Consider the following 12467-nt stretch of genomic DNA (forward strand, 5'->3'; position numbering starts at 1 on the left):
ATTTACAGTTGTAGTTGCTTTTAGAATACAATAAAATGTAGCAAGAAAACAAAACGTTTTTTGGTACATTTATTGTCAAAATTGGCTGGGGTAGCTGGACTCGAACCAACGGAATAACCGAGGATCAAAACCTTTTCTCACAGCAAAAATTTATAATAAAATTGGCTGGGGTAGCTGGACTCGAACCAACGAATGACGGGATCAAAACCCGTTGCCTTACCACTTGGCTATACCCCAACAATAACTTACAAATGGTGCGGAAGGAGAGACTCGAACTCTCACGCCGTGAAGCACTGGAACCTAAATCCAGCGTGTCTACCAATTCCACCACTCCCGCATACTTCTATCCTATACAAGATAAAAGTGGTGGCTACAGCGGGATTCGAACCTGCGACCCCATCATTATGAGTGATGTGCTCTAACCAACTGAGCTATGTAGCCACTAAATCACTCCGTCTCCGAAGTGGCGCGTATTATGCTGATCTAGGTTTTTGCCGTCAACAGTTTTATGACATTAAACTGTCTGTTTGGTTAGATACTAAGCAAGTGGAGACTATTTTTTTGTTTGGCGGTGATAAAATCACTAATACACCTCGTAATAATAGGTATTTGTAAGGAAAGGTTGGTTTCTGTTTATTTATAATAACTTTAGGTTTAATGCATAAAACAGTCATAAAAATATTCTGGATTGTTTGGATAGATACCTAATGTAGTAAAATAAATTGCAGCAATCAGGATACTTTCAACAGAAAATCACGATATATAGGAGATGATATTCATGTTTATTTTTGGTTCTAAGTCACTTTTAGGCATATTTAGCCACCTAATGTTGGTGTTAATCCTCACTGGTTGTGCATCGCGAACCGCGCTAGTTGATTTTGATAAGAATACAAATTTCAATCAACTTCGTTCTTTCTATATTTATTCCGTCAGTGATGAAGATCAGATTGGCGCAGTACGTATAGTCGATCGGGCGCAATTTCTGTTTGAAAACAAAGGTGCACTAATAGCAGAGGCGGAGTTTTCTGATGCCAGTGTTGAAATTGAGCACTATATAGAAGAACAAGAAAATGACAGTCGCTTTTCTATCGGTTTAGGGACGGGCAGTTACGGCCGATCAGGTTCTATTAGTGTCGGGGGCAGTGTTGATTTACCTGTCAGTAATGACCTTATTCCATTCGCAGTGGTGATCCTAAGGGTGATAGTGAAAGACAAAGTTGTGTGGCAGGGGAGTCAAAGGGTTGAGGTGGAAAAGGGCGGTAATCAGAGTATTGGGTTAGCTCAGGTTGAGGCTTTAGATGATATTCTAAGAGAATATCCGTTGAGTAAAAAGTTGGACATCTAAAAAACACCTTAGATTTGGGTCGTTATTACTTGAGATATTTAATCGGCTTGGTTGACTTTTGCACCTGTATCGCTACTTTTAGCCAACTGTTTTATTGTCTCTTAACTAGGCGTTATTTTTACAAGGGGGATCAGTGTTTTATAAAATATTAGGGTGGATATCTATAGTTGTATCTATATTAATTCTTGCCCCCAGCTTTGTGCCTGGTGCAATGTCGTTTCTTGCATCTTATGTAGTTCTACTAACGATACTCGTTTCAATAACAACAATTAAAAGCGGTTGTACTTTTTATTTTAAAACTACAGCTATTATATCGGCGGTTAATGTATTTATTGTTAATGATGGACTTCGCCTCTACGGCTCATTGCCTCAAATATCATGGTATTATAAAATAACTGTTTATTGTGTTTTTATAACAATTTGTGTGTTTACAATATTCTATGCAAAAAAACATATTGGTGTAATAAAAGAATAGCAAGAATTTATGCGGACGGCATACAGTTTGCTCAGTTTTGCTTCGCTACACCTTTTAGCAATCTATTATCGATCTCTTAATAGGGGAGATACCAACCAATTAATATCTTCGTATAGGTAAGAGAATGAAGCAAAATATTGTGCATATTGCACTTGTTGTAAAAGATTACGATGAAGCCATAGATTTTTATGTAAACAAACTGAATTTTGAGCTTATCGAAGATATCTATCAGCCCGAGAAAGATAAGCGTTGGGTTGTTGTCGCTCCACCAAATTCACATGGCGTGACATTATTGCTGGCTAAAGCTTCAAAACCTGAACAACAAGATTTTATAGGAAATCAAGCTGGCGGACGGGTTTTCATCTTCCTAAATACTGACGACTTTTGGCGTGATTATGAGCGAATGAAGTCTATAGGTATTAATTTTGTCCGAGAGCCAAAAGAGCAAGAGTATGGCACTGTAGCTGTCTTCGAAGATTTGTACGGAAACCTTTGGGATTTACTGCAGTTAAACTCCAATCATCCAATGGCGAAAAGGTAGATATTACAAGTCGCCTAAATTCGCCACAAACAAGTTCGCGGGGACAAATACTCATAAAGCTTTTGTCCTCAACAACGTTAATATTAATCCATTGGTTATGCGGAAGGGATCTGTCAAACATTGGTCTTATATTGAAATGCAGTGTGAAAATGTCTCAGACAAATTTAAGGATAATTCATTGATTAAAACTGTGATTTCAATGTTATGTGCATATGAAAAAAACTATCTATAACACCTTGTCTAAGTTTGCCGTAGATAGCACGACTTCCCCGTTATTGTAAACGTTACCTTCTAGAAATTATTTTCTAGTTTACTTTTTTAAAAAAGGGCTTCATGAAAACATCAATTATTGCACTCTCGTTAGTTTCTTTATTTAGTTTTGCTGGTGAATATGAAACCGCTATTGGTCTAGGTCATCAATACGGAGGTGTTTTAGGGGCACAATTCGCCTATAAAACCGGATCAACTAAATATTATGGATCACTGGGATTAGTTGGCTTATCTGCCGGTTTTCAAACTGCCTTTAGTGAAAATTCAAAACATAGCTATGGGCTTGTTATTGGTAGAGAGGAACTTCAGAGTGAAGATGGTTTTCTTTTTGCTACCTACGACTATCACATTGATGGTTTTGCTAATAATGGGTTTGTAATCGGGACAGGCATTGGTGTGACAAGAGAAGACAGTGGTGGTTGGTGGAGTAAAAAGGGTAAAACTAAAAGGTCTAATAGCATCACTTTAAATTTAGGATATAAATTTTAGTAAAGATTTTTAAAGCGTTTGGGGTAGAACAAGAGTTAACCTTGTTCTACCCCTATAAGTTCTATGTCTATTTAACGGAGTTTTCTACTGGGCAACCTGATTTTCGACAAACACCCTCGTTGCACAATCTGCAAATTCGTCGCGCTTCGATTTGTTCCTGAGTCAAATTACTCATAGCCACCTTAAGTAGTCTTAAAAAATCCTGCTTTTGCCTGTCGTCAAAGGATTTCAGCATTTGAGCTGTTACTCTCTCGCGACTATCTAGTATTTTTTGAACTCGTTCACTTCCTGCGTTTGTTGTACACAAAACAATAGCTCTCGCATCTCGTGCAGATTTATGTCGCATAACTAAGTTTTCTTTTTCCAATGTATTGATCAGCCTGACTGCACCAGAATGGCTTAATCCCAAAACTTTACTTAAGACATCAATAGTTTCATTGGGGTGATTATTGATTGCGACCAATGCTGCTTCATGGCTCTGACTTCGCCCTCCCAACTCAGAAATCTGCTTTTCATCTTTCATAAGTTTAATTATATGTGACTCAGTCATAAAAAAGCAGCAAATATACCTTTGCTCTCTTAGCCGTGCTTGGTGTAAATAAAAATGTCACTTTAGTGCTGCATGATTGGGGCTCAGGTGTTGGCTTCCATTGGGCAAATCAGCACCGTGAAGCAGTAAAAGCAATCGCTTTTATGGAAGCCATTGTTACACCATTTCTAACATGGGATGATTTTCCGAAAGAACTGCATGGCCCAATTGGTAGGTTACGCTCCACAGAGGGCGATAAATTGGTATTAAATGCTAACTTCTTTATTGAAACCTTACTGTCTGCAACAATTTCACGGCCGTTAAGCGAAGCCGAGCGCGCTGAAAATAGACGAACATTTCTTAATGCCGGTGAAGACCGTAGAGCCACGTTGGCCGGGCCGCGACAACTTCCTATTGCTGGAATGCCTGCCGAAACAGTGGCCTTAGTTGCAAGTTACGCAGACTACCTAGCCAATTCGAAGGATGTTCCTAAGTTATTTATCAATGCCGATCCAGGCGCATTTTTAGTGGGTTATGCACGGGACTTTGTGCGTACATGGCCTAATCTCGTAGAGGTAACAGTGAACGGTAGCCATTTTATACAAAAAGATTCACCTCACGCGATTGGTAAAGCTATATCTGACTGGTTGCCAGAATAGGCACAGCTAGTCGAATCGACAATAAACAGAACAGATACAATTGGGGATAAATCATAATCAAACAGTTACATATTTGTACAATGTTGAGGCCCCGCGTTCTGATAAACTATCGGCTTTCATGTTTAACAGGTTCAAGGAAATTGTTATGTTAAAAATTAGTCGTTGTTTACCTTTAGTTACTTTATGTTCTTCACTTTTTCTTTTATCGGCTTGCGGAGAATCCGATAAAATTGCAGATGAAATACTAGAGGAACTTGATACTGATTCTTATGCGGATATTGCGGTGGTCAATACCTTAGATCGTGCTGTCGCTGTGCATATCAAAAGTGAACTTTTTAATCGCGATGTATTCAATAGCGACTTCAAAAAAACTCGAAGTCTTAACTGAAGATGTGAGCGAAAATTATCGGTACGAATGGGTGTCTGATAATGATAAGACTGAATTTGCTATTCAAGATGCAAATAATGGTGAAAATAGAGCAAGTATCGAAACCACTCTAGATGATGAATCTGACTATTGGGTTGTAGCGTGGCAAGATGGGCAGTCTCGAACAGTTAATATTTTCGAGAAAGAACAGGCTCCGGAAGCGGGTAGATACAAAGTAAGAGTGTTTGCTGATGGTGCCTATACCATTAGCATTGCGGGTGCAGATCTAGCGGCTACTGTTCAAGGCGACGTGAGTGGTGGTTATAGTATCGCTAATTGTGATGATTTAACCATTGCTGATACTGAAATTGATATCTGTACTTTAGGAACTGCTGGTAAATCTTACTTAGTGACCTACATTGAAAGTGGTCAGTTTTTTGTTTCACAAGAATAACTAATTAGAGGTTGTTGACCTTTCATATGTAGCCGATATTTTCCTGAAAAGTGTTTGATAAGCGGACAATCTGTGAAGTTTAGCGATATAAATAAACAGCTATTAACATAGAGTCCAGCTCCTAGTGAATGTCTACAGCTAACACTAGAACCAAGTATCGCAAGCGCCTGTATGACATTAGCTGGCTCTTGCATCATCTGCATGAATAGATTACTGAACAAAAATTACGTTTTTTTTAGGCCGCAGACCGACTGGTGTTATTGACAGATCTGAAAACAGAAAAAGCCCTGTTAAGGCATTGCTTAACAGGGCTTTATTTGAGCATGTCGACTAAACCTTAAATTGGCTGACGATCTGCTTCATATGTTCTGCCTGCTCTTGTAAATGTAAAATTTCTAGCTTCTCATTTTCGGCATTAGAATGAATACTAGTCGCCGTATCCGCGATACTTTGAGCCGCTTTATTAATATGTTCAACCACAGTAGATTGCTCTTCAGTGGCCGAGGCTACTTGATGGTTACCGTCACTGATGCTATCAAACTTGGAGCGAATTGAAGCTAATGCTTGGGTCGCATCTTTTGCTCTTTGTGCCAGTTCAGAACTACTTTTGGCACCTTCTCGAATAGCATTGAGTGACTGTGAAGCGGCTTCTTGCAACTGTTCAATTTGACTACGGATCTCTGCGGTGGAATCTTGAGTACGACTTGCCAAAGTGCGTACTTCATCGGCCACTACCGCGAATCCACGACCATGTTCGCCGGCACGAGCAGCCTCGATGGCAGCATTGAGGGCTAACAGGTTGGTTTGTTGAGAAATACTGTTAATCGCCTCAACAACAGAATTAATTGACTCGGCCTGATTGGCTAAATCGGCAATGGCTGTTTCCGTTTGCCCCATAGACTCAGCGAGTAAACCCATAGTATTAGAAACTTGATTTATTACCTCATTGGTTTGGTGTGTATCGGTGATGGCAGATTCGGTATCTGTTGCCGTTTTATGGGCTATTGAGGAAACTTCGTTAATAGTATGCCCCATTTCGTTCATAGCTGTAGCTACTTGTTCAGTTTGGGCTCGTTGGTTTTCGGCATATTCTACAGACTTACTTGAGAATTCATTTAATTGCACTACACCTTGATTAATCGCATTTTCAGCTGTTTTTATTTCAACCACCAAATCGGCAAAGCGAGACATAATGGCATTAAAGCCCGTCGCCAAATGGCCAACTTCATTGTTATAGCTATCATCGAGTCGACTGGTTAAGTCGCCACCATTGCCAGACATGGCCAATAATTTATCACCCACATCCTGTACTGAACGACTCACCTGTTTGGCAACTATGAATGATAGTCCAATAAAGATCACTGCGATTAATAGGCTCACACCAATTGATAACCACACCACAGCACTGACTTTATCGTCAATTTCTGCTTTAGGTAAAATTGTCACTAACTTCCAATTCACTTCTGACAACTCAGCTACGGCCACATACATATCTTGCCCATCGATATTACTTTCTAGTAGGTTGAAATCGCCCTTGGCTGTAGCCACTTGCTGTGCAATCTGTTGATAATTGACTATGTTAGTCATTTTTTTATCAATCAAACTACTATCACGGTGAGCGGTAATATTGCCTCCATCGCCCACTAGAAACATATAGCCACTCTCACCCACTTTAGTTTGTTTGACCAATTCAGTAATGGCCGAAACATCATAGCCAAGGCCTGCAACCCCTAATTTTTCACCAGATAAGGTCTTGGCAAGAACGTTAACAAATAATGTCAACTTTGCATTTTTCTCATCAACATCGATAGATAGGCCAAGGTCTTGGTTTTTCGCTAATACATCGAAAAACCAACTATCTCGTGCAACGCTGGGTGACACAGTTTTAAATAAGCCTTCATTGGTATAGTATTTATTGCTTTTTGAGGACACCCAAAACACTTGCAGGGCACCATTTTCTTGCACAAAGCGTTCTAAATAACGCTGTATATCTTCTAGTTGAGCAGTGTCTTCACCGCTTAATAACCATTGTTGTAGCAAAGTGTTTTGCGCAATTCCCTGAGACAGGGTAATAGGCACTTGTAATTCGGCGCGAATTTGCTGTTTTGCGCGGAGCAGTACATTAGGGAGATGCTCTTTCTCTGTCACATCATAAAACATTGATGAAAATTGATTAATATTAATCATGGAGGACAATAGAGTCGTAAAAAATAGGGCCAATGCCATGGCGCCAGCAACGGCGGTTTTAATTTGTAGTTTGGCCAAGTTAATCATTGTAATATTTACTTCCTGAAAGTCCTTCGAAAATCTAACATACTTATCGTTCCTAAGAGTGTAAAACTTGAAGCTTTTTTAGCTCTAGGTTAGATACTACTTCCCATGTTAGTCGCCATGTCTGTGGTTTTTTTTAATATGATTGTACGACATTCTGTTATGTCTTATCCTCAATGATGAACTATCAGCAGGCCTTTATTTTTTGGGGGGGAGGGGAATTATAACGTAAGGTATTTAGATGATGTTTAAAAAAACGGTGGCGATCTATATTTCTAGTTTGTTAGCGGTAACTTCTAGCTGGTCCTCGGCCGAAGTGTTGTGGCAAGATTATAGCGTTTCGTATCTAAGTGGAGGTGATTATAAAGTTGATCATAACGATCAACAGATTTTAACCTTTGAGCATGTGGCGGGAACCAGTTGGGGTGATAGTTTTATGTTTCTCGATCACCTTAGGGGTGATGATGGCTCAAGATCTAACTATGCGGAGTTTTCACCTCGAATTAGCTTATGTAAAATGGAAATGGTCTGCATTTCTAATGGTTTGATTAAAGATGTGTTGTTTGCTTCCACTATAGAGATGTCCGGAGGTGCCACACATTTTTTATATGGTGTCGGTCTGGACTTAAGTATCCCGCAATTCCAATTTGTGCAACTGAATTTTTATCGTCGTCAAAATGACGCTGTAGACAATAACTGGCAAATGACTGCAGCTTGGGCACTACCTTTCGAAATGGGTAATCAATCGTTAGTTTATGATGGTTTTATCGACTGGTTTAATAGTACTGATGATCAAAGCAGTTCTATGAATTTCACCTCGCAGCTGAAATGGAATGCTGCTAAAACCATAGGTATTAAGAGTCCACTGTATTTCGGTATCGAATATGTTTATTGGCAGAATAAATACGGTATTGGAGATACTACGCAGTTTGCAACCAATGAATCCAATGTTAACTTTATTGCTAAGTGGCATTTCTAAGTCATTATGTTTTTAAGGGCAAGGATGTCCTAATAATCATAAACACAACAATAATATTTTATTAAGCATTGGATCAGGACCTAATAAAAGTAATCTTTAATTTCAGCTAAAGATGGGAAAATAGAAAACTAGTAACCTATGAAATTTGGCACAAGAGCAGTCATTGGTGAACTAGTCACTGTCTCACTAGGAACCGAGTAAAAACCATTCTAAAATATGTTACGGATCGTACTTTCCGCTTTTAAAATACTAAAAAGCCCGCTGTAAGCGGGCTTAAATAAAAGGTAAATGACTAGACATTAAACCTAAAGTGAATTACATCACCGTCTTTAACAATGTAGTCTTTACCTTCTAGACGCCATTTACCGGCATCTTTGGCACCTTGTTCACCTTTAAACTCGACAAAATTATCGTAGCTAATAATTTCAGCACGGATAAAACCTTTCTCGAAATCGGAATGAATAACACCTGCAGTTTGTGGTGCGGTTGACCCCTCTTTAAAGGTCCATGCTCGCACTTCTTGTACGCCAGCGGTAAAATATGTGTTTAGAGCTAATAATTCGTAACCGCAACGGATCACGCGGTTTAGACCGGGTTCTTCTAAGCCCATGTCAGCCATAAATTCGGCTTTCTCTTCTTCGTCTAACTCACCAATTTCAGCTTCAATTTCAGCACAAACTGCTACTACTACTGCGCCTTCGGCTGCGGCAATTTCACGTACTTTGTCCAAATATGGATTGTTTTCGAAACCATCATCGCTCACATTGGCGATATACATAGTGGGCTTAAGAGTTAGAAAGTTCATGTAGCTGATAAGTTTTAATTCTTCTTTATCTAGTTCTACTGAACGCAGCAATTCGCCTTCATCTAAATGAGGTTTGATTTTTTCTAATACTTTAAGCTCTGCTTTGGCGTCGGCATCACCACCTTTAGCTCGTTTTGCCACTCTGTGCAGGGCTTTTTCTGTGGTTTCTAAATCAGATAAGGCCAGTTCTGTATTGATGATTTCGATATCATCTTGTGGGCTAATTTTGCCTGCTACATGGACGATATTTTCGTTGTCAAAACAACGGACCACATGACCGATAGCATCGGTTTCACGAATATTTGCTAAAAACTTATTGCCTAAACCTTCACCTTTAGACGCACCTTCAACTAAACCAGCAATATCTACAAATTCCATAGTGGTAGGTAATATGCGTTTAGGGTTAACAATTTCGGCTAGTTTGTCTAAGCGAAAGTCTGGCACTGGAACCACACCAGTATTTGGCTCGATAGTACAAAATGGGAAGTTGGCCGCTTCGATGCCGGCTTTGGTTAAGGCGTTAAAAAGTGTTGATTTGCCGACGTTTGGTAAACCGACTATGCCGCATTTAAAACCCATTTTGATTTTCCTTTTGATTTTGTATAAATGAACTGACGGGATCCGTCATTGTTAATTTTTAATGAACTGTTATTCCGCTTTAAATGAATGTAGGCGGTTCATGGCTTTTTTAAGATCGTCTTTGACTAATATTTCAATACAACGTGTGGCTTCATCAATTGCATCTTCGATTTGCTGTTGTTCTTTTTGTGGCGCTTTACCTAATACATGACCAGTGACTCGGTTTTTATCGCCGGGATGACCTATACCTATACGTAAGCGCAGAAAATCTTTTTGATTAGCCATACTACTGACAATATCACGAATGCCATTTTGGCTTGAACTACCACCAATTTTAAATTTTGCCACACCTGGAGGCAGATCTAATTCGTCAAACGCTACTAATAAACCTGATATTGGAACGCGATAAAAATTCGCCATAGCAGCAACAGCTTGACCGCTTTTATTCATAAAAGTAGTGGGAATGAGAAGTCGAATATCTTGTCCACCAATCGTAATACGACCAGTGTAACCATAAAATTTGTTTTCTAGTTTTAGCGTACAGTTGTACATTTTCGCCAGTGATTCAACGAACCATGAACCAGCATTATGACGAGTATGCTGATATTCAGGGCCTGGATTACCCAGGCCCACAATTAGGCTAATGTGCGCTAATTGTTTATCAGTCAAGCAACTTATTCCGCTGGGGCTGCTTCTGCAGCTGCATCACCTTCGGCTGCATCTTCATCTTCAACTTTCGGGCCTTTAGATAGTTTAACTGTTACAACAGCTAAATCATGATTATCGTCGCCTTTGTTTAGTTCAACTAAAGATACGCCTTTAGGTAATACTAAATCAGTTAAGTGAATTGTTTGATCTAGTTCAATATTGATCAAATCAACTTCGATGTACTCAGGTAAATCACCAGGTAAACAACTTACTTCAACATCAACCATGTGATGTTCAGCGTGGCCACCGTTTAACTTGATAGATTCGGCTTTTTCTTCATTAATGAAGTGCAAAGGTACATTAGTCTGCAATGCAACTTTTGCGTCAACACGCAAAAAGTCAAGGTGCATAACAACTGGTTTAAAGGCATGACGTTGCATGTCTTTAACCAACACTTCTACTTTTTCTTTACCAATGTTCAATGTAAGAACATGAGAGTAAAAAGCTTCAAAGCCTTGAGCTTGGAAAAGTTTGTTATGGTTAAGGGTCAAAGAAACGGCTTCTTTACCCGCTCCGTATAAGACTGCAGGTACTTTACCAGCGTGACGTAGGCGGCGGCTCGCACCTTTCCCTAAATCAGTACGGATTTCTGCGTCTAGTGTGAAAATTCCATCAGACATGTGGTAACTCCAAAATAATAGTAAATGTGTGTAAATTTTTGCGACCAAAATTTACGTTAGTGTTGTTAGTTCCTTATCAATAGACAATAAAATAACAACATCCCCAAAAAAGGGCGGCGAATATTAACACCAGACCGAGAGGGAAACAATGTGTTTGTTAGCAATAAAAAAGCGGCCAAAGGAAGCCGCTTGTATGATTGTTAAAATTGAATGTTTTAATACTCAAACATTGCAGAGATAGACTCTTCATTACTAACTCTTCGAATAGCTTCTGCAAGCATATTAGATAGGGTAAGTTGTTTGACTTTAGGAATGGCTTTAATCTCATCGCGAAGCGGTATGCTGTCGGTAATGATGATTTCGTCAATCACAGAGTCTCGTAAATTTTGTGCTGCATTACCTGAGAATATTGCGTGAGTGGCATAGGCATATACATTTCTGGCGCCATGGGCTTTTAATGCTTCTGCTGCTTTTGCTAATGTGCCGCCAGTATCAATCATGTCATCGACAATGATGCAATCTCGATCCTGAACATCACCAATTATATGCATGACCTGAGCAACATTAGCCTTAGGACGGCGTTTATCGATAATCGCCAAATCAGTGTCGTTCATCAATTTAGCTAAAGCACGAGCACGCACTACACCACCAATATCCGGAGATACCACCACAGGGTTATGGAAGTCACGTTGACGCATATCGTCTAGCAAAATCGGCGTACCAAAAGCGTTATCAACTGGTACATCAAAGAAACCTTGAATTTGTTCGGCGTGTAAGTCGATTGTTAAAACACGATCTACACCCACATTAGACAAAAAGTCCGCCACTACTTTAGCGGTGATTGGCACCCTTGCTGAACGTACTCGTCTATCTTGTCGGGCATATCCAAAATAAGGTATTACCGCAGTAATTCGACCGGCTGATGCACGACGAAAGGCATCGATCATCACGATCAATTCCATTAAGTTATCGTTGGTTGGTGCACAAGTAGATTGAATAATAAATACATCTGAGCCACGTACGTTCTCGTGAATTTCTACACTGATTTCCCCATCGCTAAAACGCCCCACACTCGCATGCCCTAACTTGGTATAAAGCCTATCAGCGACTTTTTGGGCTAATTCAGGTACTGCATTTCCAGAGAAAATCTTCATATCCGGCACGGTAATATCCTCAGTGCTTATTAAATGGTTGTGATAGCTGGATTTAATCCAACGACATAGTCGCGGCTCAAAACCTGTTATCCCAGCAGGTACTTCTTTTGAATTTGGCTGGGGTAGCTGGACTCGAACCGACGGTATAACCGAGGATCAAAACCTGTTGCCTCAACAAGTATCTATTAAAAATGGCTGGGGTAGCTGGACTCGAACCAACGG

General features: G+C 39.8%; 13 protein-coding genes and 3 tRNA genes. 7 read left to right on the forward strand and 9 right to left on the reverse strand.

The window, feature by feature from the left end; translation table 11 throughout:
* Positions 1-162: 162 nt before the first annotated feature.
* The 3 genes from GARC_RS22425 to GARC_RS22435 all read right to left on the reverse strand — a co-directional run bounded on the left by GARC_RS22425 (position 163) and on the right by GARC_RS22435 (position 441).
* Positions 163-237, reverse strand: a tRNA-Gln gene (locus tag GARC_RS22425).
* 15 nt (positions 238-252) lie between these two features.
* Positions 253-337, reverse strand: a tRNA-Leu gene (locus GARC_RS22430).
* A 27-nt stretch (positions 338-364) separates the two neighbouring features.
* Positions 365-441, reverse strand: a tRNA-Met gene (locus GARC_RS22435).
* Between the two features lie 337 nt (positions 442-778).
* Between GARC_RS22435 and GARC_RS22440 the strand changes: the two genes are divergently transcribed.
* The 3 genes from GARC_RS22440 to GARC_RS22455 all read left to right on the forward strand — a co-directional run bounded on the left by GARC_RS22440 (position 779) and on the right by GARC_RS22455 (position 3120).
* The gene (locus tag GARC_RS22440; protein WP_007624830.1) at positions 779-1345 is read left to right on the forward strand and encodes a DUF4136 domain-containing protein; all 567 of its coding nucleotides are present in this window, start codon (positions 779-781) and stop codon (positions 1343-1345) included.
* A gap of 599 nt (positions 1346-1944) precedes the next feature.
* Positions 1945-2361, forward strand: a complete 417-nt coding sequence (locus GARC_RS22450; RefSeq protein ID WP_007624831.1) for a VOC family protein — start codon at positions 1945-1947, stop codon at positions 2359-2361.
* Positions 2362-2694: 333 nt separating this feature from the next.
* A complete protein-coding gene (locus GARC_RS22455) occupies positions 2695-3120 on the forward strand; it encodes a hypothetical protein (protein WP_007624832.1) in 426 nt (141 codons plus the stop codon).
* Between the two features lie 67 nt (positions 3121-3187).
* Here GARC_RS22455 and GARC_RS22460 read toward each other — a convergent pair whose 3' ends face one another.
* Entirely contained in the window at positions 3188-3670 is a 483-nt protein-coding gene (locus GARC_RS22460; protein WP_153811007.1) for a MarR family winged helix-turn-helix transcriptional regulator, read from the reverse strand.
* Positions 3671-3705: 35 nt separating this feature from the next.
* Between GARC_RS22460 and GARC_RS22465 the strand changes: the two genes are divergently transcribed.
* The 3 genes from GARC_RS22465 to GARC_RS22475 all read left to right on the forward strand — a co-directional run bounded on the left by GARC_RS22465 (position 3706) and on the right by GARC_RS22475 (position 5129).
* Positions 3706-4308 carry an alpha/beta fold hydrolase gene (locus GARC_RS22465; protein ID WP_007624836.1) on the forward strand — a complete coding sequence of 201 codons (603 nt, stop codon included), beginning with the start codon at positions 3706-3708 and terminating at the stop codon, positions 4306-4308.
* Positions 4309-4453: 145 nt separating this feature from the next.
* Positions 4454-4696: a hypothetical protein gene (locus tag GARC_RS22470; RefSeq protein ID WP_007624838.1), complete on the forward strand. Its 243-nt coding sequence runs from the start codon at positions 4454-4456 to the stop codon at positions 4694-4696.
* A 31-nt stretch (positions 4697-4727) separates the two neighbouring features.
* Positions 4728-5129 carry a hypothetical protein gene (locus tag GARC_RS22475; protein WP_153811008.1) on the forward strand — a complete coding sequence of 134 codons (402 nt, stop codon included), beginning with the start codon at positions 4728-4730 and terminating at the stop codon, positions 5127-5129.
* A 330-nt stretch (positions 5130-5459) separates the two neighbouring features.
* Here the strand turns inward: GARC_RS22475 and GARC_RS22480 are convergent, their stop codons facing one another.
* Positions 5460-7403, reverse strand: a complete 1944-nt coding sequence (locus GARC_RS22480) for a methyl-accepting chemotaxis protein (protein ID WP_007624842.1) — start codon at positions 7401-7403, stop codon at positions 5460-5462.
* A gap of 238 nt (positions 7404-7641) precedes the next feature.
* Between GARC_RS22480 and GARC_RS22485 the strand changes: the two genes are divergently transcribed.
* Positions 7642-8379 (forward strand): DUF5020 family protein, encoded by a 738-nt coding sequence (locus GARC_RS22485; protein WP_007624845.1) that lies wholly within the window; start codon positions 7642-7644, stop codon positions 8377-8379.
* Between the two features lie 292 nt (positions 8380-8671).
* On the opposite strand, the gene ychF is transcribed toward GARC_RS22485, so the two are convergent.
* The 4 genes from ychF to GARC_RS22505 form a co-directional block, all read right to left on the reverse strand.
* Positions 8672-9763, reverse strand: a complete 1092-nt coding sequence (gene ychF / locus GARC_RS22490; protein WP_007624854.1) for a redox-regulated ATPase YchF — start codon at positions 9761-9763, stop codon at positions 8672-8674.
* A 69-nt stretch (positions 9764-9832) separates the two neighbouring features.
* Positions 9833-10432, reverse strand: a complete 600-nt coding sequence (gene pth, locus GARC_RS22495) for an aminoacyl-tRNA hydrolase (protein WP_007624856.1) — start codon at positions 10430-10432, stop codon at positions 9833-9835.
* Between the two features lie 5 nt (positions 10433-10437).
* Positions 10438-11091: a 50S ribosomal protein L25/general stress protein Ctc gene (locus GARC_RS22500; RefSeq protein ID WP_007624858.1), complete on the reverse strand. Its 654-nt coding sequence runs from the start codon at positions 11089-11091 to the stop codon at positions 10438-10440.
* Positions 11092-11306: 215 nt separating this feature from the next.
* Positions 11307-12254 (reverse strand): ribose-phosphate pyrophosphokinase, encoded by a 948-nt coding sequence (locus tag GARC_RS22505; RefSeq protein ID WP_007624860.1) that lies wholly within the window; start codon positions 12252-12254, stop codon positions 11307-11309.
* Between the last annotated feature and the right edge of the window lie 213 nt (positions 12255-12467).

Source organism: Paraglaciecola arctica BSs20135 (assembly GCF_000314995.1).
Lineage (GTDB): Bacteria > Pseudomonadota > Gammaproteobacteria > Enterobacterales > Alteromonadaceae > Paraglaciecola > Paraglaciecola arctica.

What these genes read in the sequence shown, in the direction of transcription:
- GARC_RS22440 (WP_007624830.1), top strand. Translation starts at nt 779, where the DNA reads ATGTTTATTTTTGGTTCTAAGTCACTTTTAGGCATATTTAGCCACCTA.
- GARC_RS22450 (WP_007624831.1), top strand. Translation starts at nt 1,945, where the DNA reads ATGAAGCAAAATATTGTGCATATTGCACTTGTTGTAAAAGATTACGAT.
- GARC_RS22455 (WP_007624832.1), top strand. Translation starts at nt 2,695, where the DNA reads ATGAAAACATCAATTATTGCACTCTCGTTAGTTTCTTTATTTAGTTTT.
- GARC_RS22460 (WP_153811007.1), bottom strand. Translation starts at nt 3,670, where the DNA reads ATGACTGAGTCACATATAATTAAACTTATGAAAGATGAAAAGCAGATT.
- GARC_RS22470 (WP_007624838.1), top strand. Translation starts at nt 4,454, where the DNA reads ATGTTAAAAATTAGTCGTTGTTTACCTTTAGTTACTTTATGTTCTTCA.
- GARC_RS22480 (WP_007624842.1), bottom strand. Translation starts at nt 7,403, where the DNA reads ATGATTAACTTGGCCAAACTACAAATTAAAACCGCCGTTGCTGGCGCC.
- GARC_RS22485 (WP_007624845.1), top strand. Translation starts at nt 7,642, where the DNA reads ATGATGTTTAAAAAAACGGTGGCGATCTATATTTCTAGTTTGTTAGCG.
- ychF (WP_007624854.1), bottom strand. Translation starts at nt 9,763, where the DNA reads ATGGGTTTTAAATGCGGCATAGTCGGTTTACCAAACGTCGGCAAATCA.
- GARC_RS22500 (WP_007624858.1), bottom strand. Translation starts at nt 11,091, where the DNA reads ATGTCTGATGGAATTTTCACACTAGACGCAGAAATCCGTACTGATTTA.